Genomic DNA, 20,966 nt, shown 5'->3' with positions numbered 1-20,966 from the left:
TTTCATTTCTTAACCTAATTTTAACCATGGTTTCCATGTTTATTCAAGTCAAAGTTAGCCGTAACATATTCCAATATAGAAGATGCTGCTTCGTAGGGATTCATGTCCATGTTGGCAACTTTTTCCAGTAATTCGCTTACCTTTCCGGGGGAACTTGTATGCTGTTTTAAAAGCTGGTGCCAGCGGTAGTCCACAACTTCTAGGGTCTCTGCTTTGGCTCTTTCCCGGCGTTTTTTCTCCAATAAGTTATTTTCCTTAAGGTATTGGAAGTGTTCGATAATAGCATCCAGCAGTTGGGGAAGGCCCTGGTTATTGACACAGGAAACCTGTATTACCGGCGGCCTCCACTTTATCTCATCACACTGTTGGTCCAGCATGATATTTACATCGTTAGCAATTTTGTCTGCACCGGGTAAGTCGGATTTATTTATGGCGAAAATGTCGGCGATTTCCATAATGCCTGCTTTAAGGGTTTGAATGGCATCTCCGGCCCCGGGGGTGAGTACCACTATTACGGTATCTGCCACATGCATAATATCCAGTTCAGCTTGGCCCACTCCCACGGTCTCCACAATCACCCAGTCCATACCGAAGGCATCCATTGCCTTTACTACTTCTTTAGTGGTCTTGGCTAGTCCACCAAGACTGCCGCGGGTGCCCATGCTGCGAATAAAAACCCCTTTATCTAAGGCGTGCTCATTCATTCTGATCCTATCTCCCAGCAAGGCTCCTCCTGAAAAGGGACTGCTGGGATCTACTGCAACAATTCCTACAGTTTCGCCCTTTTTCCTTATTAAGCGTGTAAGTTGGTCAACGAGGGAACTTTTACCGGCACCTGGTGAGCCCGTTACCCCTAAAATTTTAGCATTACCGGTCAAATGATATAGTTTTTTGAGAATTTCTTCCCGGTCAGGAGCTTCATTTTCCAGTTTAGAAATGAGACGGGCCAGTGCCCGTTGTTCTCCGGATTTAAATTTATCTATTAAATCTTGCAAAATATTGCACCTCCAAGGAAGTTTTAAAAAATTAGAATATTTAAAATAAAAGTTCGCCGTTAGCGGTAAAAATCCTGTTGGTAAGTGGTTGTTTTTAAAATTGAAAGGCCCACCTTGGACGGTGGGCTTTAAGTATGTCTGTAGCCCGATAAATAAATCCGTTAATGGATTAAATATTACCGTTAAGCAAGTAAAGATTCCCTTAACTTAATTTAGGATATAAAATATTTAATAATCCAGGGGAAAACTCGATCTCCTCTCCCTTTCTTTGCTGTATCATAGGGATACAGCTACTTTTTTTTAGCAATTTCATCTAAGTATTTTTCAGCAGAAACGGCAGCAACGGCCCCGTCGGCAACTGCCGTGACCACTTGTCGTAATGTTTTTTTTCTTACGTCTCCGGCTGCGAAAAGCCCTGGTTGCGATGTTTTCATTTCTTCATCTGTTATTACATAACCATCGGGATCCAATTCTACCATACCGGCTATCAATTCTGAACTTGGTTGAGTGCCTACATAAATGAAAACTCCATCTACGGCAAGTTCTCTGGTGGTATCATCTCTGGTATCCCGCAGTATAATGCTTTCAACGGTTGAAGAGCCTTTGATTTCACCTACCACGCTATACCACTCAAAATCTATTTTGGGATTTTGTTTTGCCTTTTCTTGAATAATTTTTGTCGCCCGTAATTCACCCCGGCGGTGTATTATGTACACTTTTTCTGCAAACTTGGTTAAGAATAGCGCTTCTTCTACAGCAGCATCTCCTCCTCCTACCACAGCGACCTTTTTATCTTTGAAAAATGCGCCGTCGCAGGTGGCACAATAAGATACCCCGCGCCCGTGGAATTCCTTTTCCCCTCTTACGTTAAGCATTTTGGGTGAGGCGCCGGTGGCCAGAATTACGGTTGATGAATTTATGATTCCGTCCTCTGTTTGTATTTCAAATCCGCTATCCAGAGGTTTAATTGATTCCACATTGGTGTTTTTTATCTGTAAGCCAAAGCGTATAGCTTGATTTTGCATTTGCATGACGAGTTCAGGCCCGCTAATACCCTCGGCAAATCCGGGATAATTTTCGATAAATTCGGTATTCGCCACTAAACCACCTGGCATACCTTTTTCCAATAATATAACCTTGAGAGCGGCTCTGGCTGCATATATTCCTGCTGCAAGGCCCGCCGGGCCGCCACCAATTATAACTAAATCTTGCTTTTCCAATACGGTCACTCCTTTCTAAAGTGAGCAGCAATTAATTTAATGTTAACTTTTTTATAGTATAGCCGTCAAGGTGTAGAAAATTTACCCCTATGTATTTGGAGGCGATGGTATTGCCCGGCTTAAAAGTTGGTTTAATTGGGAGACGGGTAAGGGATGCAAGACTTAAGTTAGGTCTTACTCAGGAACGTTTGGCCGCAAGGGCTAATCTTCATTACAGTTATGTAGGTCAGGTGGAAAGGGGAAATAAGATACCGTCTTTAAAAACATTAACCAAAATAGCCAGGGCGTTAAATTTAAAGGTGGAAGATTTAATTAGAGAGAATGAAAAAGGTAATGATGTTTCTCCCCGGGATTTGTTAGTACAAGAACTTTTGTCACTGGTACGGGAACGGCCGGAAAGCGAGTTGAGACTATATATTTGCCTGATAAGTCAAATTAGGAAGTACCTTGATAAATTGGAGGGTGAACTTAATATTGAAACTGATTAGGGGATGATAAGAAGGTTTAAATAATAGATTGCTAATTTGTCCTCTAAAAAAGAAAGTCACACAATATTAAATAAAAGCCCTTGCTGCTGCTTTAAGGCAGGAGCAAGGACCCTTGAATAAATAATATGGTGTAGAATCGCAAGTCCCGTAAACCGAAGGATGGCGGGGCCCCGCCATCCTAGTCTTACTTGCGTTAAGTGTGAAGTTTTTATTTCTTTTTCCCTATAGCACCACCTCACTTTCAGCAAAATTGTATGCTGGGTTGTTAATAAGATATTACTGGGATATTATACCTTTTCTTTTAGAAGGGTTTCCTTGCGTAGTTCGTCGCAACCGCAATTTTTCTTCAATTTTACAGTTGCCAGTGCGTCGAGCAAGATTTTACCTATTTTCCGGGCCTCTCCATAATATATTTCTTTAAGTTCATCATGTTTCCAGTTTTCCACTACACCTTCCGCATAATTTACCACCATATCCACCCTGCCGTAACAGGCACCAATTTCTCTGGCCAGATAAACTTCCGGGCACATGCTCTGCCCCACTATATCTGCGCCCATGCGCCTGAGCATGTCAATTTCCGCCCTGCTTTCAAAGTGCTTTCCATCGGTTACGGCATAGATGCCGCGGTCAAAAATACGGCTACCTTCCGGCTTATTTTCTTCCATGGCCACCAGCAAAGATTTCCTGATTTCCGGGCACACCGGCTGGCGCATTATCAATAAGTATTGGCCGCCCAGACTTACGTCTTTGCGCATGGAAAAATCCAAATAGTCGGAGGGAACCAGTAAATCCCTTGGTTTTAAAAGATGGTTAATTGCGCCTACGCCGCCTTCGGCTATAATCTTTTTAACGCCGGCCTGGCCCAAAACCCAAAAGACTTGCTGAGAGGCCTGCCCTCTGGGAGTGTCGGGACGCCAGCCGTGGAGTTTTACCGTTAAAATATCTTTATCTTTAAAAGTAAACCATTTAAATGGAGGACTAATGCCGTAAGGGGTTGAGAAAACCATATTGCTTTCAACCAGCTTTATATTCGGATAGTGGTGAATAAAATCTTCCGGAAAATTTATGGAGAAGGTGCTGGAACCTCCAATTATGGCAATCTGGGCCTTTGGAATGGATTTATTGTCCATTTGTTTCACCTCAATTTAATTTTTTTTGGCTACATAAAAGTGCCGGCGGCTGTTTGGCTTAGGCGGCTCAAAGGAAAAGGCGTCATATATATTAAGTAAAGTAAGTCCTGATTGTTTTAAGGCGGGCTTTACCTGCTCGGGGGTATATGCTTTTTCTTTATGGGTTTCTTTAAACTTTTTATAGTAATCCCCTTGTTTAAAAAAGCCAGTCATGTTAATTTGCCAGATTGATTCGTTATGGTTGTATGAACTCTCCCAAATAATTGTGAGTTCCGGTTCATCAATACAGGCGGTTTTAGTATCGCTACCGGAAAGCCAGGTTAAAGTATTTAAATCAAAAATAAATATACCTCCTTCAGTAAGGTGGTTATATACGCTTTTAAAGGTTTTTATTAAATCTTCAATGGATAATAAATAATTTAGACCATCGTGAAAACAGGTGATTAAGTCAAATTTTCGGGGGATGTTGAGGGCCCTCATATCCTGCTGAATGAAATTAATATTAAGACCCAGACTTCGGGCTTTTTCCCAGGCCCGGGCAAGCATTGCGGGGGATATATCAACCCCTGTTACGGTATAGCCCCGCCGGGCAAAAGGTATAGTGGTATTTCCAGTACCGCAGGCAAGGTCCGCAACTGCCTCCACTGGGGCTTCTAATTTATTAATAATTTTTTCCACGTAATCAATCCATCCTTCAAAATCAACGCCAAGTACCAGGTAATCGTATGCAGCGGCCAGCCCGTTATATTGGTTCATCAACAAATCCCCTTCCTTATCAGGGTGAGCATCGCAATTTATTTTACCATAACTAAAAAACCCCCGGCTTGTACCGGGGGTAAAAATTTATTTTTTCACTGCTTCCAGGATATCCTCGAGAACATTGTTGATTTCTTGGTCTCCATTAATATTTATCAGTAATCCCTTGTCGGTGTAATAATCAATCAAGGGTTTTGTTTGTTCTTCGTAAACATCCAAACGCTTGCTTACTGCCTCTTCGTTATCGTCACTGCGCTGGTAAAGTTCGCCGCCGCAAACATCACATTTACCTTCTACCTTGGGCTTATTAAAAATCACATGATAACTGGCCCCGCAATTGCGGCAAACCCTGCGGCCGGTCAGGCGTTCCATTAATTTTTCCCTTGGTACTGCAATATTAATTACCCCGTCAAGGTTAATGTTCATGGCCTTTAGCGTTTCATCCAAAGCTCTGGCTTGCTCGAGGGTTCTGGGGAAGCCATCAAGTAAAAAGCCTTTTTCGCAGTCGGGCTTGGAAAGGCGGTCTTTTACCATTCCAACCACAACGTCATCAGGCACAAGAGCACCTTTATCCATATATTCTTTGGCCTTCTTGCCCATTTCCGTACCCTCTTTAATTGCTTCGCGGAACATGTCGCCTGTTGAAATATGCGTGATGTTTAGTTCCTTTACCAGTCTTTCCGCCTGGGTGCCTTTACCGGCCCCTGGTGGTCCCATGATAAGCAGGTTCACAAATATCCCTCCCGGATTGTTAAAAATTTAACAAGCATGCTGGCTTGTACCTATTATAGCATAAATAATACTTTTGTGGAAATAACTTAACAATTAAGGATAAAGTCATTCAATTAGGAAATTTTACCTCTCCTGCAAATGGTTAGGCCCGATATTTTTTATCTTTACAAGGGATAATAGATAATAAATTGCAGGAGGTTAAAAATATTGAACTTAACATTTTCAATTATAGTTTTAAAAACATTATTTATTACCCTGGCAACCATGCTGGTCCTACCGCTGTTTTCCGTTATCAATGTAACTCAAGCCATATTGACAGGATTAGCCATATCCTTTATCACCTACATCGGTGATTTACTCTTACTGCCAAGGGTAAATATTTACGCAGCTACCGCCGCTGATATAATAAGGAAAGCAGTCCTTGGTGGCCATTTGCTGCAGGCTTTTGCGCATCATCTTTACCCTGGTATGCAAGAAAATAGCGTATAACCGGGATTTGGTTTTGCCTGAAAGCCATCCGGCATCCGCATTCGCACACAACAGACCGAGTGGATTAGCCGCAAAAGTAGCTGCTTAAGCCAGTATCCGAGTAACGGCTATAAACCTGCTTTGGTTTTCCTTCCGTTCCAGCGGGCTGCAGGTGGAAGGTGCTAGCTGCATCATAACATTGTACCGTTATAGTGCCTTTTCTACATGAACCTTGACATATGTATCGCGGAGAGTCAAAAATTAATCCGTGAGGGCAAGTAAACCCTGTTAGGTAGCGCAAAATGGTCTCCACCCCTGGGCAGGTGGGACGAAGGAAAGTCTGGAACCGGCACGGTTCACTGGTATCCCGGGAGACATGAGAGGGTATATCGCCAGGGTAAAGTATGGGGGAAGACCGCGCAAAAATTGTCATCAAGCAGCCCTGGTATGAGTGCGCATATCACCTGCCAGTTAACGGCATATCTGGGCATTACTATCATTTCGAGCTTTGCTTTAAAAATGAAAATGGCTGAAATCGTGAGATTAACGGAGATTATAAAACCTTATTGAGAGAGGTGGTTGATAGTAGTCGCAGTAGTGGCTGTGGGTTTTGTGGGTAATTCGCAGAGTCATCCATCAAGCCCACAGCCATGTTTATCACGTAGAATCCTTGAATTACCTGCATTTTTTGCAGGCAAGTATAGTGGATTCTGCATACGGCAATCTTTGGGGGTTGCTACCATAGCCCTACCCCTGCCCCTGCTCCTGCTGGAGCCGGGGTTTTCTTCCATAATAGCACAGTATCTCCTCCCTGGTTTTTTAAAAAAAGAAGGGGGAAGGCCTACAGGCCTTCCCCCTTCCGTCACTGCACTTTGTCCGCAAAGTCCAGGAAAATCAAGGGTTTCACGGGATACTTGGGGAACTATTTTGCCCGGCCCTCCCTTGGAATTAAAAAACCCGCGAAACCTTGATTTTACTGGCTTCGCGGGTTACTGGTTTGGTCGGGATGACAGGATTTGAACCTGCGAACCTCTCGGTCCCGAACCGAGCGCTCTAGCCAAACTGAGCTACATCCCGTTACCACAAAAGATATTATGCCTTAATTAAAGGCAAAAGTCAAGGGTAGATTATTGGCAGTCCGTGTCAAGATTCAGTAGGTATCTTTTAACATGAGACCTCACCGCTTAAAACATTAGTTTTACGGCGGCGGCCTTGACAGCCACCCCGCATGTGATATAGTTTCAGTACCGACGGGGCGGCTCCGGGGAACATGCTGCATACTTTAGCATACCCCGCCGGCTTGTACATTTTATCACATGCGGGGACCCCGGCTGTCAAGGCTACCCTCCGGCGCCGCCTGAAAACCTCAAAGGCTCTCCAAGGAACATGCTTTTACAAAAGAGCAGAAAAGCTGGGACGGCTAAGTTCACGTAAAACATACTTAATCCACAGCCGGTCAGCAAAAGGACCCTTTAAAGCCGGAACAGACGCCTGCAGCCATTTTTCCACATCCTCTGTTTTTTGTTTTTCGACTGGCTTTAACTGCGCAATTTCTCTCAATTTCCGGTGTTTCACCGGCCAGCGCAAAGTATAATTGCCAAGCTCCCCGTTTGCCTTAGCGGCCAAAACACGGGCCATCCGGTCTCCTCCAGGGATTGTCCACCTGGCTCCCAGGCGTTTCATCCGCCGGGCCACGTTGTGTTGAATCTGCCCTTCAATGGTGCCCAAACGTTTTGCTCCCGGCGAGGCAGCGATCCCCGCCCAGTTTTCCTCAAGATAATGCAGAAGTTTGGTGATCCTCTTCTTCCGGTTGCCCCTGGTGTTTTTTGCTGCTTCCGTAAGAACTCTTTGGGTCTCCTCCCAGTTACCCTGGGAAATGGCCAGGGCCACCTTCCGGTAGGTTTCTTCGTCGTACCAGAGGGCCTCGGTTAAATGCCTGCTCAGGTGGTATGGGTCTAAGCGATACACAGCGCCGGGAAAGTAATCAATTCCCTGCTTGGACCAGTCTGCCCCGTCGCCGCCGATGAAGATCCTTTCGGTTTGGCTCAGGTCCCATTTTCCCCCGGCTACGGCATAGTTTTCTTCCCAGGCTGCCTTACCGTCATTTAGGCTGCTTAAAACAAGCTTGTTTTTCAGGGCGAAGCGACCTTGGCCAATTTGTTCCTTCCCTTCGTAGACGACCATATGCTTAATTTCTCCTCTTTTCTCTTTTGTCTTCTGCAGGCGGATTATCACTCCGTCGGCTTCGATACACAGCTCCGGGGTTACCTCTTTCCCGCCGGGAGCTTCGCCCTTTTCAAAAACCGCTGCCCTTTTTTCTTCTCCTTCTTGCTGCAAGACTTCTCCCACTTCTTGGGTAGCCTGCCAGACGGTCATGGGACTTAGGCCGGAAACAAGGTGGTTTAAGATCTCGGCGGCACGGGCAAAGGAAAGTTCGGTGCTTAGTTTGACGGCCAGTTCTTTTAAACGGGGGGTGATCTTGGCCCGGGCTGGCCAGCCCAGCAGCTCGTCTAAAAAGAATTTGGTTTCCCCGGTTTTTTTGTTCCTGTACAGGCGCCTTTTGAAGAGAAATTCCCCAAAGGTGCTTACTGCTGTTTTAGCCCGAAAGCCGACCACTTCCCAGGTGCTCCGGTCACGTTCATTCATCAGGCGGGTATCGATCTGTTCCAGGGCCCAGGTGAAAATTTGGTTGCAGACTGCCTGGCACAGCTCATGGATGCCTTTTTCAAGCTCATAAAAGTCTTTGCACTCGCCAATTAATTTAGTTAGGCCAGAACCGAATAGAAGGACTGCCCCCACTATGTGGCGAATATTTAACATGAGACCTCGCCCTCCTTTAATTTCCGTTGGAGTGTTTTTGGGGTGAGGTCTCATTTCTATTTCTAGGAGGTTGATTTCCTTCTGGTGCCTACTGAAATTTTACACGGCCTTATTGGCAGGATTGCGTCAAGAAGGCCACACTATCCGGGGATGAAAATTTTTTCATATTTTGCTAGGCAATTTTCAGCAATAAATTGCTTAAACTAGGAATGCTATTATAAATGACTTAGGAGGTGTTAGAATTGAATACATTACGACCATATAAATTTTCTGTCCCCATTCAAGGTGTACAAGTTAAACCCATGTCTGAAGACGGGACAACCGTAAGGATACGGTATAAAGGTTTGTTGAAAGAATCTGGAGCTCAGCAAATATGGATGCATATGGGATTTGGTAGTGCAAACAATTGGAAAAATGTTAAAGATATCCCGATGGAGCCTACGGAAGAGGGATGGGAGCAAACGGTAAAAATGGAAGACCGGCAATTAAATTTCTGTTTTAGGGATAATATTTATAATTGGGATAATAATAATGGCATGAACTGGATATATAAAATTTCATAACACAAAGTGGGGGCATTAGGTCCCCACTTTAATCCTAATTGTTAGAATCATTGATTTTAGCGGGCCCCAAAATATAAAATAATTGCCGATATAACTCCCACTAAAATTATCAGCATGCCCATACCGCCGAAATTTGTTAAGGCTTTTAACTTTACACCCTCTTTTTCCGCTTGTTCTCTTAGCTGTTTGTAAACCTCCAGTCTGCCAAGAATGTCCATAAACAATCCATCAGCTATGGTAGGTTCTCCTTTACGTGCCAAAAGACTGGTAACAACCATATTTTTTAATTGGTTTTGTTTTTCTTTATTTGAAGAATGCAGCATTTCCTTAAAATATTCTTTAAACTCCCTTTCCCTGGGTTTTAATTTTTGAAAATAATATCGGCGTTCATAACGGTTTAATTCCCTGGTATTTTTATTTAAAATTTCCTTATCCATAGAAGTAAGAATAAAATTTTTCTCTAAAAGGGATATTACTTGGTTTTGCATGTTAACTCCCCCCAATTAACCGATGAATGTTCTATTCTTTTTCTTTGCTAACGTTCCTCCTCAATTTAATATTTTTTAAAAGTTTAAAATGGAGAAGTAAAAAATTCCATAAATAGTATAATAATACTTAAAGGGAAATCCATCAACTATGCAAAAGTATTTCGGGGAGAGTGGTCGCTTTGGAAGTATATGCTTTGGTAGGTCCTAGCGGTACGGGTAAAAGCCATAGGGCCAATATAGTAGCCCATAATATTGAAGCGGAAATTATAATAGATGATGGTTTATTAATTAAAGATAACAGAATTCTTGCCGGTATTTCGGCAAAATGTCAGCCCACCCGTATCGGTGCCATAAAAACTGCCCTTTTTATGGATAATGAGCAGGCAAGGAAGGCAAAACAAATTTTATCTGAATTAGATGTGGAAAAGATATTAATTTTAGGTACCTCTAAGGAAATGGTAGAAAGGATTGCTTCCAGACTGGAGTTACCGCCAATTACTAAAATTTTATGGATTGAGGATATTGCTTCCTTTAAAGAGATTCGTAAAGCACGCATAATGCGCAGCCAGTATAGTAAACATGTTATTCCGGCACCTACAGTAGAGGTCCGAAAGAGTTTACCCGAAACCCTAATTGATCCTCTTCAAGTATTTTTGCGGCGTAAGGGTAAGACGGGTAGCAAAAGTTGGCTTGAGCAGTCGGTGGTGCGTCCTACCTTTACCTATTATGGTAAACTTACCATATCTCAAAATGCCCTGGTATCTATTGCTACTTTAGCAGCGGAACAAGTGGAAGGAGTTAAAGCCGTAAAGGGAGTGCACTTAAATCGTACTGATAATGGAATAATATTGGAAATGGAACTGGTATTATTCTTGGTTAATCGGATGGATGCCATCAGTCGAAATGTTCAACTTGCGGTAAAGAAGCAAATGGAGAATATGACCGGGTTGTTTGTAAAAGCTGTTAATGTAATTGTAACTGCCATTCGAATGCGGGAGAATAATTAGTAGAAAGAAATTAAGGGGTGAGAAGAAATATCACCCTTTTACCATATTTTTATCTTTAAGCTTTAGTTGCAAAAACATGATTGCCGATTCTAGTTACCACCGGTAAGGTAGTAATCCAACGGTCGGAACTTATTTCTGGATTATAAAAAAATAGTGCTCCCCCGGTGGGATCCACACCTTTTAACGCTTCTAAAGCTGCCCTGATAGCTGTTTCATCAGGAGAAAGATTAATTGTTCCATCAGCCACCGGAGTAAATTGTACTGTATGTTCATTTTTTTGCATTATTACTTCACGTATGGTATTGGGAAAGTTGCTACTTTTAACACGATTTAATATTACAGCCCCAACTGCTACCTGTCCGGTGAACGATTCACCCCTGGCTTCGGCATATATAGCCTTTGCCAGTAACATTATATCATCCCGTAATACATTTCCCCTGGAAATAGACGATGAGTTTGTTTTATCTGGAATAATTAAAATATCGTTGGGTTGTATGATATTACTTTTTAGGTTGTTTGCTTCTATAAGTTTTGAAAGGGGTATTTGAAATTTTTGAGCGATCTCGAAAAGAGTGTCGCCGGGTTGAACCGTATAACAAACTATGGGGGTTTTGTCGCTTGATGCTTCTATAGAGGCCCAGGCGTCTATACAGGGGGTTTTAGCCTGTATTGTAATAAAGGAAAACACTGAGCAAAAAATCAAGAAAAGCTTTTTAAACATGACCTCCTCCTCTCCACAATAAAAATTTTTTCCTCCAGCACAATAATATTATACATGAAATTAATTACTTTTAAGTCAAAAAATTACAATTATTTTCAAAAAATATACTTATAGGCTATAGCTGATGAAGAAATAACTTAATTATCACATTATAATTTTGCCTTAGAAATGGGTGGCAAGGAATATTTCCTTTTTAAAGCGCGGATGTCCATTTCGACCAGTAATTTATAGGGACGACACATTTCATATATACGTGAAGTGGTACGTTCTCCCAGGTACTCTTCAAGATTCTCTAAACTTATATTTGTAGTAATGATGGTTGCAAGTTTGTGGTTCAATCTAAAATTGATTATGGAATATAGCTTATTTATGGTCCAATCTGTATAATTATGGGCTCCCAGGTCATCAAATATTAATAAGGGAACTTCTCTGGCCGTATCCAGCAGTTCCTGTTCGGTATATGCATTTTCGTTCCGTAATGTGTTATATGTAGCTTTTAACATATCCAACAAGTCGGGAACAACCATGAACAATACTGTTTTACCTTTACTTATTAAAGCATTTGCTATACAACACGCCAAAAAAGTTTTGCCACTGCCTACTGGGCCGGTTAACAGCAATCCTTCAATATGTTGATTTTTTTCAAAGTCCATTACGAATTTTTTAGCGGCATCATAGGCCACTTTAGCTAACTGAAAGTATGATTTATTTTTATCAGGATCCACTTTTTCTCTTGAATAATACTTGAAAGAGAAGTTTTCAAATGTATTCTCTTTCATGGCTACAGGCAAACGGGAATTTTTGAAGCGGTTGTAAAGAGATCTTTTTTTCGAGCAACTGCAAGGTATTGCATTATTTCCTTTAATAATAATACCCCTGTCTTTGCAAATGTCACATGTAAAGCCATCCATGGCATTACCTTCCTAACCCATATATAAGGTTTTGATAAACTCTTTTTTCTTATCATCATGACTGGTTGATTTGGTTTTTTTACTAGTAGTAGATTTAGCTTTTCTATAGTGGAATTCCTGGTCGTACTTTTCAATGTCGCGTGGGGTGCGTAAATTATTCTTTTTCCATTCCAAAAGAATACTATCGATATATTTAAAATTATGCTTGCCCATTAAAACTGCCCGCCTAAGTGCTTCCAATACAAGTTCCTCATGTTCAGTATCTTCCAGCCACTTTTCTATTTGGTCAATTTCAATGGGCGAGAGGGGTCTGCCGAATTCCTTTTCAAAGATGCGGTAAAGGTTATTGGTTGTTTGGGCATTTTTCTTGCTCTGGGTGTCTAATAAGAACCTGGTTTTTTCAATTTCTGCCATTTTGGCGCAGGCCCATATTTCAGATAACTTTTCCATCAATGGTTCAAGGTCATAACCGGTAAGAATTTCATCCAGATCCTCGTCATAATATTGTGTTAGGGAGATAATTTCTTTTTCCAATAAATTATTTAATGAATCTCTTATCTTTTCTACAGAGCTGGTGAGACATTCCGTCAATTGACTTGGTGTAGGTTTTAGATTTTTTTCTTCGGTTCTTAGCCTTAATAATTGTATTAATATCATCATTTCTTCGTCTGTTATTCCAATTTGTTTATAAAATCTAAGTAGTAAGTTGGGAATTGCCGTTGATCCTAAAGTAAGCAGTTCTGTTCCAAAGGCTGAAGTTACATTGCCATGACGATATTTTTTTACAGTCTTATTGAAATTCCTCAGGACCATTGGATTAGCCCCTCCCCAGCTCGGTGATGTCATTATTTTATGGCAATGCCGGGGGGGTTGTCCAGCCTTTTTCTTTTTGGTTTACTCCTGTTTGTTCCCTTCAATTTCTCAAACTCATATCCACAGACATTAAATCTTAATCTTAAAAAATTTATAGAACTGGTTTTCAGGTTTTTTTAAAGTTTTAAATTATTTTGGCGCCAAGTACCGTTTCCATTTGTTTAAGAGCCCAGGAATGGGCCTCAGAGTCAAAACTGGTCACTCCGTTTTTATGGATAAAGGTAAGATAATCCCGGTTACAGAGTTCTTCCACGGTATAAAGTACACAAATATTTGTGCACACTCCCACAACGTGAATCTCGTCCGGCTTAAGATCGGCAAGAATTTTTTCTAGGTTAGTGTTATAGAAGCCGCTGTACCTGTTCTTGGGAATGGTATAGCAGTTGGGGTTATTTTTTTCCCGCAGGGCTTCAAGTTCCTGAATTAATTTAGCCCCCGGGGAATTCTTTACACAGTGGGTGGGGAAACGGTTAAATTCCAGATCGCTCGGTTCGTGTTCATCATTTATAAAAATTACCGTATTGTTTTCCGATTGAAATTCTTTTACTTTTTCCACCACATAAGGAATAATCTTTTGAGCAGCGGGCCCGCAGCTCAAGGCACCGTTTGGCTCTATAAAGTCCCGCAGCATATCAATTACCAACAAAACCCTTTTGCCCATTTAACTTTCCCTCCTTATTCATAACAATTTCAATATAAACACTGGCTATTCCTTCCTTTACAAAAACTGAAAACTGATTTATAAAAGCTCCTTTAGAATACCTAGTGATATTCTACTGTAATTCTTTTGTTTTTTTCCCTTAAGACTTGAATTAGGTCTTTTATGATTTGTTGTTTATAAGCGAAAATTGCAGGAATTTCCGGGCTTTTTTGGGCGGGATTTTCAGCAGTGCCAATAATAAAGTGTATGAAATCCGCCTCCAAAAGTTTAGCAGCAAGCTTACTTGCACCATCGTTTTTCCGGGCCAAATCAGCCGGAGTGCTGTGGCCGGCCCGCAAAATTTCCAGGGCATACACCAATGTTAGGGTGCCTTCGGTTACCAAATCAATGCCAGATATTATTCCCATTGGAGGTACTTTTTCATCATTGGACTTTAGGTCAACGGCTACATTTTTTCCTAGATGCCGTCCTACAATATTACCGGTGGTGCCCCCGCAAACCACCTTTTGTCCCTTGGATTCCATTAATTTGGTCACTACTTCCCGGTCGTGTTCTCTCCGGGCAGGGGGACCGATGAGTACGGTGAGGTAACGAGGATTACGTATCTTTACTACTACTACGCTGGCATCGTCTCCAGGCCTGCCGCCATACAAGTGGTTACATATCCTGGTAATGTCCTCGGCCCATTCTGCAGCCTTTTTATCCTTAACTGTACTTTCTTCTAAGAATTTGCTTACCCTTTCCCACCCCCACCCAAAGTTGAATAAGCCACCCATTCCGGCATGCAAGATGCCGTCACTTATCAAGACAAGCCAATCTCCGCCGGTTACTGTAAAGTAAGATTCTTTAATAATCTTTCGATCAATGATCCTTTCCTGGTATGGCGGAGTATAAACTTCTCCCTTATGGCCCCAGAATACATGCGGGTTATCGTATTCAGCCAGGTAAACCTGGCCGTCTTGGAATATTTGCACTATGGTAAAAGTACTATAGGATAGCTTCCTGGCCTGGCATACGGGCAAGGTATGGGCAAGTGTTTCGATAACTTCATCTATCTTGCCGCCCTTCCGGAGCATAGTAACGGCAATTTTAGCGGTAACCTGGGAGAGAATATTGGCTTTTACTCCGCTTCCCAGCCCGTCGGAGAGTACAATGATGTGCGAATCTTCCGTCTGTTGTATTTCAATGGTATCACCACATAGTTCTTCCCCGGCTTTTATGAGTTGTGAGGTGCTTATATCCAGGTGGATTTTCATCGCCCTTCCGGTCTCCTTTCGTCCAGTGCCGGGGACTCTTCCATTAATTGAATGAGTTTGCTGAGAAGTACCTTGGTTTCTGCAGTTGTTTCACCAAGGAGTCCTGCTATTTCCTGGGCTACTTTCATTTGTTTTTCAATGACTTCCCGGGCTCTTTCAATGGTTTGCTTTTTCATTTGGTCCAGAGTTTCCTTATGGCGTTGTTCCTCGGTTATATCTACCAATATTCCCACCACGATTTGTTCCCTTTCCAGGGGAAAAATAATCTCTCTGGTTACAATTCCGTATTTGGGATATTTAGCAAGAACATTGAGCAGTTGTTTCTTTTCAAAGGCCAATTGGAAATTTCGGGGGTCAATTAAGTTGTCCAGTTTTTTACCAGTTACTTCATCGGCACGGCAGTTAAACATTTCTTCGGCCTTGGGGTTTATTTCCAAAATGTCCATGTTGTTATCTACAATTAGAACACCGTTGGGCATGGAATTCAATACTAGGTTAGACATGGATTCCGCCCGCTTGCGCATGTAAGGAATGCACATTTGTACTTCAGCCATTCCCTGGTATACGGCGATAGCTTTATCTCGACAAGAGTTGTAGCCACAAGCCCCGCAATTTAATTCGTCTTCCGGGCGATATTTACCTGTTTGGGCTAAAATTTCCTTGATTATTTCTTCATTAGGGATTTGGCGTTTTATTTGTTTGTTGGTATACCCGCGCTCAAGTAAATGGGGTGATATGAAAACGGTGTCCTTCTGCCTGCCTGGGCTCAATTTGTAGTAGTTTATTATTTTCCGGCGCTTGACTAAAATGTCATCGTTCGTAACTGTCCTCGGTCCCCCTATACAGCCGCCGCTGCAAGCCAGCAGTTCCATTAATTTCGGGGGGTGCTCAATCTTTCCAGAGGACAGGTGTCTTAGAAAATTTATACAGTTGTGCAGGCCGGTGATGGAAACGATATTAATATCCAGCATATCGGTATTAAGGGAAAAAGTTCGCAACATGCCCCCTTCCACTGGGAAGAGGCGGGCTATGTCGGGCCACGGCTTGTCAAAGGGTGTCGGCTCAAAGGTATCTAGGTTGACTAAAGATCTTTTAATCCACTCCCATATTTCGTCGAATCCCAGAACATAATCAACAGCACCTGCCACAGCCGGGTTTGTTGCTTCTTCTCTTTTAGCTATGCAGGGGCCTATGAAAACCACGGGAATATTGTTATTTTCCTTTTTTATGTAGCGTCCGTGGGCAATCATGGGTGAAACCACAGGAGAAAGCCGGGGGATAAGTTCAGGATAGTGCTTTTCTACCAAGTTTACGATTACAGGGCAGGAACTATCGATAACTGGCTTTTCAAAGCCCCTGCGCCTTACTTCCCTGGCCACGAGTTCCGCCCCCAGGGCGGTTTCTTGAACCAGGCTAAAGCCGAGGTGCCTGAGAACGGAAGGAAAAATTGCAGGATTCTCCAGGGGCAGTGCCGCGGCAAAGGAAGGGGCAACGCTAGCCGCCAGGGGGACGCCCCGGTTTAAAAGCTCCTTTACTTTATCCAGGTCAGATACAACCTTTTTGGCACTTTGCGGGCAGGCCAGAATACACCTGCCGTCCATCACGCAGAATTCTTCCAGCACTTGAGCGTGAATCTGTTCCTTTTCCCCGGATTTTATTCTAATGGCCTTAACCGGGCAAGTACGGACACACCGGTAACAGTCCTGGCATTTTGCCTCATTGGTGATTATGAGATCCATATGCATTCCTCTTTCCAATAGGATTTAAAAAAAGAAACACCGCGAGGTTTGGTGCCCTAAAGGGTGTTTCGATAATCACTTTCGAAATTCCTTTCACCAACTTAGGGTTTCAAAACCAACGGGTGTTAACGGGGTTGGAACATTATCCGATGGGGAGAGTTGTTACAAGAAGTTAGTTAGCCCACGGGGGGTCGGTTTTCATAGCTATTCGGGCTTTAAATACCTGCTCGGCATTTTCCGGGGTGATACCGGTGATTATTTCATCATCAACTTTTACCGATACGCCTTCATCACAATGTTCCAAGCAATTTGTTAATTCTATAAATTTACTTAATACATCATATGCGCCCCTGAGATAGCAACCGGTACCGACACAGAAGGTGCCATTTAACCTGATGTAATTTTCCAGGTTTAATTGTACCGATACATTAACGGTCTCGGTATCTTTTATCCCGTTAACCTCGATGGGCTTGCCGGTGATTCTCCGGCGGGGTATATAGCTTGTATGCAGGTCGTGGTGAGTTTGCTTGTTTGCAGGTCCGCCGAACCACTCAACCAGTATTTTGTTAACAAATACGTTATCCTGGGCCTTGTGTACCTGTTCTACCGAGTCCAGGTTGTAAATATCCCTGATTCTGCGTATGCGTGCCGCCATGTCGTTGGTATCCGGCTGACCGCCGCCGCCTACGCATCCGCCGGGGCAGGCCATTATTTCTATGGCGTGATACTCTGCTTCACCGGATTTTATTCGCTGCAGAAGCTTTTCTGCGTTGGCCAGGCCGTGAGTTACGGCCAGTTTTAATTTTTGTCCCTCCACTTCCAATTCCGTTTCCTTGATTCTTTCAATACCCCGTACCTGCTCGAAATCTACCCTGCCGATGTCAGGGCCGCCGGTATACCCGGCCACGAAGCGAATCACTGCTTCCATTACGCCCCCCGAGGCTCCGAAAATCAAGCCTGCTCCCGAGCCCATGCCCAGCGGGTTGTCAAATGACCGGGGCTCTATTTCGTTAATCGCTATTCCCGCTTCTTTGATCATTTGAGCCAATTCTACGGTAGTCAGGACAATATCCACGTCGGGAACGTTTTCAGTCATGAATTCGGGCCGCTTGGCCTCAAATTTCTTGGCCGTACAGGGCATCACTGATATACAAACTATTTCTTCTGGTTTCAGGCCGTTTTTCCGGGCATAGTACTTTTTAATTAGTGAGCCGAACATTTGCTGTGGTGAGCGGCAGCTGGACAAGTTATCAAGTAGGTCTGCATGGAATTGTTCACAGTACTTAACCCATGCGGGACAACAAGAGGTGAATAAAGGTAGCCTGCCCCCGTTTCTTAACCTGCCTAAGAACTCCATGGATTCTTCAATGGTGGTCATATCTGCGGTAAATACGGTATCGAAAACTTTATCCACGCCCAGTTTCTTAATGGCAGCAACAATTTTGCCCGTTGTTGTTTTTCCCGCTCCCAGGTCGAATTCTTCCCCGAGGGCTACGCGAACCGCAGGGGCAATTTGCACTACCACTGTCTTACTGGGGTCATGTATGGCTTCCCAGGCCTTATCTATTTCCGGTTTAACGGTAAGTGCCCCCGTGGGACAAACAGCCACACACTGGCCGCAATTGATGCAGGCTACCTCGGAGATATTCTTACCGAAAGCGGTGGTTACTTGGGTTTTGCTGCCCCTGAAGGCGAACTCCCAGATGCCAATGCCCTGTATTTCTTTACACATCCGAACACAATCACCGCAGAGGATGCACTTGTTGGGGTCTTTAATAATGCTAAGGCCGGAATCATCTACAGGCAACCTTTCGTCCCGATGGCCAAAGCGGACTTTATCTACCCCAAATTGTTTAGCCAGTTTTTGCAGTTTACATGAGCCGCTTTTGTAGCAGGTTGTGCACTCCCGGTCATGGTTGGCCAGGAGCAGTTCCAGGATCATTTTTCTTAGCCTGCGGGTGCGCTCGGTATTTGTTCTTATGACCATGCCGTCCGCGGGCGGGGTTGAGCAAGATGCCACCAGGCCTATGTTTTCCACTTCAACCATGCACAAACGACAAGCTCCATAGACGCTAAGCTCGGAATGGTAACAAAATGTGGGTAATTCAATGCCGGTTTTTCTCACCAGTTCCAAGATGTTTTTCTCTCCGTTAATATCTACCAGGTTTCCGTCAATGGTGACTTTCCCTGTACTCATGCCGGTATACACTCCTTTACGAAGTATCTGGCCCCTGCCGGATTATGTGGTATATACGGTGTCGAATTTACATTTTTCAATGCATGTGCCGCATTTTATGCACTTGCTGGTATCAATTTTATGGGGTTCCTTCTTGTTCCCGGATATTGCTTCAGCCGGGCATATCTTGGCACAAAGGCCGCATCCCTTACATTTTTCGGGGTCAATGAAATAATCCTGTAAGTTTTTGCATACTCCGGCCGGGCATTTCTTGTTAAGAACATGAGCCTCGTATTCATGGCGGAAATAGCGGAGTGTTGTAAGCACCGGGTTCGGTGCTGTTTTACCCAAGCCGCAAAGGGAGCCGTCCCGGACAATCTCTGCCAGTTCTTTCAAAAGGACCAAATCTTCACTGGTCGCCTTACCTTCGGTAATTAAGGTCAATATTTCTAACATGCGCTTGGTTCCTTCGCGGCAGGGTACACATTTACCGCAAGACTCATTTTGCACAAATTCCATAAAGAATTTGGCCACTTCTACCATACAGGTGTTCTCACCCATTACTACCAGGCCGCCGGAACCAACCATTGCCCCGACCTTGCGCAGTTGGTCGTAATCAAGGGGGAGATCCAGGTGTTCTTCGGTTAGGCACCCTCCCGAGGGGCCGCCTATTTGAACGGCCTTAAACTTATGGTTTTCACGCAGGCCGCCTCCGATGTCAAATACCACTTCTCGCAAGGACATGCCCATGGGGATTTCCACCAGGCCGGTATGAGACACTTGACCTGCAAGGGCAAAGGTTTTGGTGCCGGGACTTGTTTCGGTACCGAAGTTCTTAAACCATTTTCCGCCTTTAAGTATAATGGGTGCAATGTTTGCCAGGGTTTCCACGTTATTAATAATGGTGGGATATCCCCAAAGCCCTTTGTTAGCGGGGAATGGCGGTCTTGGCCTGGGCATGCCCCTCTGGCCTTCAATGGATGCAATCAGTGCCGTTTCCTCTCCACAGACAAAGGCTCCCGCTCCTTCTTTTAAATTGATTTTGAAGGAAAAGCCGGTACCCATAATGTTATTTCCTAAAACTCCCAGTTTTTCGGCTTCCGCTATTGCTTTGCGCAGGCGCTTGACGGCAAGCGGGTATTCAGCCCGCACGTAGATGTAACCTTCATCTGCCCCGATGGCATAGCCGGCAATTATCATGCCTTCCAGGACGCGGTGCGGGTCTCCTTCCATAAGGCTGCGATCCATAAAGGCACCGGGATCTCCTTCGTCACCATTGCAGATTATATATTTTTTGTCGCTCTCGGCATCGCGGGCAAATTGCCATTTTTTGCCTGTAGGGAATCCCCCGCCGCCTCGGCCGCGTAATCCCGAGGCGAGAACTTCATTTATGACTTCCTGAGGGGTCATTTCAAACAAGACCTTGGTGATTGCCTGGTATCCGCCGTGGGCCAGGTAGTCATATATGTCATCCGGATTAATTCGCCCGCAATGCTCCAGCGCCACGCGAGTTTGCTTTTGGTAAAAGGGTATTTCGTCCTGGGTTTTGACGGTTTTGTTGGTTTGTGGGTGATGGTATAATAACCTTTCAACCAGTTTGCCGTTTAATATATGGGATTCAACTATTTCCGGGATGTCTTCCGGTGTTACTTTGCAGTAAAGGATTCCTTCGGGCTCAAAGCGTACCAGGGGTCCCATTTGGCAGAAACCGTGACACCCGCTGATATTTACGGCATGATTTTTTTCTTCCACTTCTTCTTTCAGTTGAACTTTGACAGCCAAGCCTTTCGCTTGCAGTTGCTCTTTTAATGCTTCATAAACCCTTAACGAGCCGTTGGCTACACAGCCGGTACCGGCGCAAACCAGTATGCGTATTTTTTCCCTGGTTAAAGAGGACCGGGACTCTTCAGCAAGCCTGATAAAGTCTTCCCTTGATTTTATCATTTTAACTTACCCCCGTTT

Annotated in this window: 20 protein-coding genes and 1 tRNA gene; 4 read left to right on the top strand and 17 right to left on the bottom strand. The window is 43.8% G+C overall.

Annotation, left to right across the window (positions count from 1 at the left end; translation table 11 throughout):
• Positions 1-20 precede the first annotated feature (20 nt).
• On the bottom strand, positions 21-995 hold the full coding sequence (gene meaB, locus ACX4JR_RS10455) for a methylmalonyl Co-A mutase-associated GTPase MeaB (RefSeq protein WP_476058008.1): 975 nt from the start codon (positions 993-995) through the stop codon (positions 21-23).
• 290 nt (positions 996-1,285) lie between these two features.
• Positions 1,286-2,215 carry a thioredoxin-disulfide reductase gene (gene trxB, locus ACX4JR_RS10450; protein ID WP_476058007.1) on the bottom strand — a complete coding sequence of 310 codons (930 nt, stop codon included), beginning with the start codon at positions 2,213-2,215 and terminating at the stop codon, positions 1,286-1,288.
• 110 nt (positions 2,216-2,325) lie between these two features.
• Here trxB and ACX4JR_RS10445 point away from each other — a divergent pair, with 110 nt between their 5' ends.
• Positions 2,326-2,703, top strand: a complete 378-nt coding sequence (locus tag ACX4JR_RS10445) for a helix-turn-helix domain-containing protein (protein WP_476058006.1) — start codon at positions 2,326-2,328, stop codon at positions 2,701-2,703.
• 287 nt (positions 2,704-2,990) lie between these two features.
• On the opposite strand, the gene ACX4JR_RS10440 is transcribed toward ACX4JR_RS10445, so the two are convergent.
• From ACX4JR_RS10440 to ACX4JR_RS10430, 3 genes are all read right to left on the bottom strand, one after another.
• Positions 2,991-3,833, bottom strand: a complete 843-nt coding sequence (locus tag ACX4JR_RS10440; protein ID WP_476058005.1) for an MTAP family purine nucleoside phosphorylase — start codon at positions 3,831-3,833, stop codon at positions 2,991-2,993.
• A gap of 15 nt (positions 3,834-3,848) precedes the next feature.
• Entirely contained in the window at positions 3,849-4,589 is a 741-nt protein-coding gene (locus ACX4JR_RS10435) for a class I SAM-dependent DNA methyltransferase (RefSeq protein ID WP_476058004.1), read from the bottom strand.
• A gap of 87 nt (positions 4,590-4,676) precedes the next feature.
• Positions 4,677-5,321 carry an adenylate kinase gene (locus tag ACX4JR_RS10430; protein ID WP_476058003.1) on the bottom strand — a complete coding sequence of 215 codons (645 nt, stop codon included), beginning with the start codon at positions 5,319-5,321 and terminating at the stop codon, positions 4,677-4,679.
• A 207-nt stretch (positions 5,322-5,528) separates the two neighbouring features.
• Between ACX4JR_RS10430 and ACX4JR_RS10425 the strand changes: the two genes are divergently transcribed.
• Positions 5,529-5,810 (top strand): DUF2512 family protein, encoded by a 282-nt coding sequence (locus ACX4JR_RS10425; protein ID WP_476058002.1) that lies wholly within the window; start codon positions 5,529-5,531, stop codon positions 5,808-5,810.
• 977 nt (positions 5,811-6,787) lie between these two features.
• On the opposite strand, the gene ACX4JR_RS10420 is transcribed toward ACX4JR_RS10425, so the two are convergent.
• From ACX4JR_RS10420 to ACX4JR_RS10410, 3 genes are all read right to left on the bottom strand, one after another.
• Positions 6,788-6,866: transfer RNA gene (locus tag ACX4JR_RS10420), tRNA-Pro, on the bottom strand.
• Between the two features lie 87 nt (positions 6,867-6,953).
• On the bottom strand, positions 6,954-7,127 hold the full coding sequence (locus tag ACX4JR_RS10415; protein ID WP_476057841.1) for a hypothetical protein: 174 nt from the start codon (positions 7,125-7,127) through the stop codon (positions 6,954-6,956).
• Positions 7,128-7,181: 54 nt separating this feature from the next.
• Positions 7,182-8,609 (bottom strand): ISLre2 family transposase, encoded by a 1,428-nt coding sequence (locus tag ACX4JR_RS10410; protein ID WP_476057840.1) that lies wholly within the window; start codon positions 8,607-8,609, stop codon positions 7,182-7,184.
• Positions 8,610-8,842: 233 nt separating this feature from the next.
• Here ACX4JR_RS10410 and ACX4JR_RS10405 point away from each other — a divergent pair, with 233 nt between their 5' ends.
• Entirely contained in the window at positions 8,843-9,172 is a 330-nt protein-coding gene (locus ACX4JR_RS10405; protein WP_476058001.1) for a carbohydrate-binding protein, read from the top strand.
• Positions 9,173-9,228: 56 nt separating this feature from the next.
• On the opposite strand, the gene ACX4JR_RS10400 is transcribed toward ACX4JR_RS10405, so the two are convergent.
• Positions 9,229-9,660: a hypothetical protein gene (locus ACX4JR_RS10400; RefSeq protein ID WP_476058000.1), complete on the bottom strand. Its 432-nt coding sequence runs from the start codon at positions 9,658-9,660 to the stop codon at positions 9,229-9,231.
• A gap of 179 nt (positions 9,661-9,839) precedes the next feature.
• On the opposite strand from ACX4JR_RS10400, the gene ACX4JR_RS10395 reads away from it, so the two are divergent.
• Positions 9,840-10,667, top strand: coding sequence for an Asp23/Gls24 family envelope stress response protein (locus ACX4JR_RS10395; RefSeq protein WP_476057999.1), 828 nt, complete (start codon positions 9,840-9,842; stop codon positions 10,665-10,667).
• 55 nt (positions 10,668-10,722) lie between these two features.
• Here the strand turns inward: ACX4JR_RS10395 and ACX4JR_RS10390 are convergent, their stop codons facing one another.
• The 8 genes from ACX4JR_RS10390 to ACX4JR_RS10355 form a co-directional block, all read right to left on the bottom strand.
• Positions 10,723-11,388, bottom strand: a complete 666-nt coding sequence (locus ACX4JR_RS10390; RefSeq protein ID WP_476057998.1) for a cell wall hydrolase — start codon at positions 11,386-11,388, stop codon at positions 10,723-10,725.
• Between the two features lie 149 nt (positions 11,389-11,537).
• The gene (locus ACX4JR_RS10385; RefSeq protein WP_476057997.1) at positions 11,538-12,299 is read right to left on the bottom strand and encodes an ATP-binding protein; all 762 of its coding nucleotides are present in this window, start codon (positions 12,297-12,299) and stop codon (positions 11,538-11,540) included.
• A 12-nt stretch (positions 12,300-12,311) separates the two neighbouring features.
• Positions 12,312-13,112 (bottom strand): DnaD domain-containing protein, encoded by an 801-nt coding sequence (locus tag ACX4JR_RS10380; protein WP_476057996.1) that lies wholly within the window; start codon positions 13,110-13,112, stop codon positions 12,312-12,314.
• 184 nt (positions 13,113-13,296) lie between these two features.
• Entirely contained in the window at positions 13,297-13,833 is a 537-nt protein-coding gene (locus ACX4JR_RS10375) for a cysteine hydrolase family protein (protein WP_476057995.1), read from the bottom strand.
• A gap of 101 nt (positions 13,834-13,934) precedes the next feature.
• Positions 13,935-15,089 (bottom strand): SpoIIE family protein phosphatase, encoded by a 1,155-nt coding sequence (locus ACX4JR_RS10370; protein ID WP_476057994.1) that lies wholly within the window; start codon positions 15,087-15,089, stop codon positions 13,935-13,937.
• Complete coding sequence (locus tag ACX4JR_RS10365; RefSeq protein ID WP_476057993.1) at positions 15,086-16,828, bottom strand: [Fe-Fe] hydrogenase large subunit C-terminal domain-containing protein; 1,743 nt, start codon at positions 16,826-16,828, stop codon at positions 15,086-15,088. Before ACX4JR_RS10365 ends, ACX4JR_RS10370 begins: the two co-directional genes overlap by 4 nt.
• 172 nt (positions 16,829-17,000) lie before the next feature.
• A complete protein-coding gene (locus tag ACX4JR_RS10360; protein ID WP_476057992.1) occupies positions 17,001-19,025 on the bottom strand; it encodes an NADH-dependent [FeFe] hydrogenase, group A6 in 2,025 nt (674 codons plus the stop codon).
• A gap of 42 nt (positions 19,026-19,067) precedes the next feature.
• Entirely contained in the window at positions 19,068-20,948 is a 1,881-nt protein-coding gene (locus ACX4JR_RS10355; protein WP_476057991.1) for an NADH-ubiquinone oxidoreductase-F iron-sulfur binding region domain-containing protein, read from the bottom strand.
• Between the last annotated feature and the right edge of the window lie 18 nt (positions 20,949-20,966).

The sequence above is a fragment of the Desulfofundulus sp. JL263-se genome (genome assembly GCF_056316025.1).
The sequence above is the reverse complement of the archived record's forward strand: the minus strand, read 5'-3'. Positions and strand labels throughout refer to the sequence as shown.

Excerpts from the sequence above, each read along its gene's own strand:
- ACX4JR_RS10365 (WP_476057993.1), bottom strand. The coding sequence starts at position 16,828 with ATGGATCTCATAATCACCAATGAGGCAAAATGCCAGGACTGTTACCGG.
- ACX4JR_RS10390 (WP_476057998.1), bottom strand. The coding sequence starts at position 11,388 with ATGTTTAAAAAGCTTTTCTTGATTTTTTGCTCAGTGTTTTCCTTTATT.
- ACX4JR_RS10375 (WP_476057995.1), bottom strand. The coding sequence starts at position 13,833 with ATGGGCAAAAGGGTTTTGTTGGTAATTGATATGCTGCGGGACTTTATA.
- ACX4JR_RS10355 (WP_476057991.1), bottom strand. The coding sequence starts at position 20,948 with ATGATAAAATCAAGGGAAGACTTTATCAGGCTTGCTGAAGAGTCCCGG.
- ACX4JR_RS10385 (WP_476057997.1), bottom strand. The coding sequence starts at position 12,299 with ATGGATGGCTTTACATGTGACATTTGCAAAGACAGGGGTATTATTATT.
- ACX4JR_RS10400 (WP_476058000.1), bottom strand. The coding sequence starts at position 9,660 with ATGCAAAACCAAGTAATATCCCTTTTAGAGAAAAATTTTATTCTTACT.
- ACX4JR_RS10370 (WP_476057994.1), bottom strand. The coding sequence starts at position 15,089 with ATGAAAATCCACCTGGATATAAGCACCTCACAACTCATAAAAGCCGGG.
- ACX4JR_RS10440 (WP_476058005.1), bottom strand. The coding sequence starts at position 3,833 with ATGGACAATAAATCCATTCCAAAGGCCCAGATTGCCATAATTGGAGGT.
- ACX4JR_RS10380 (WP_476057996.1), bottom strand. The coding sequence starts at position 13,112 with ATGGTCCTGAGGAATTTCAATAAGACTGTAAAAAAATATCGTCATGGC.
- ACX4JR_RS10360 (WP_476057992.1), bottom strand. The coding sequence starts at position 19,025 with ATGAGTACAGGGAAAGTCACCATTGACGGAAACCTGGTAGATATTAAC.
- ACX4JR_RS10410 (WP_476057840.1), bottom strand. The coding sequence starts at position 8,609 with ATGTTAAATATTCGCCACATAGTGGGGGCAGTCCTTCTATTCGGTTCT.
- ACX4JR_RS10435 (WP_476058004.1), bottom strand. The coding sequence starts at position 4,589 with ATGAACCAATATAACGGGCTGGCCGCTGCATACGATTACCTGGTACTT.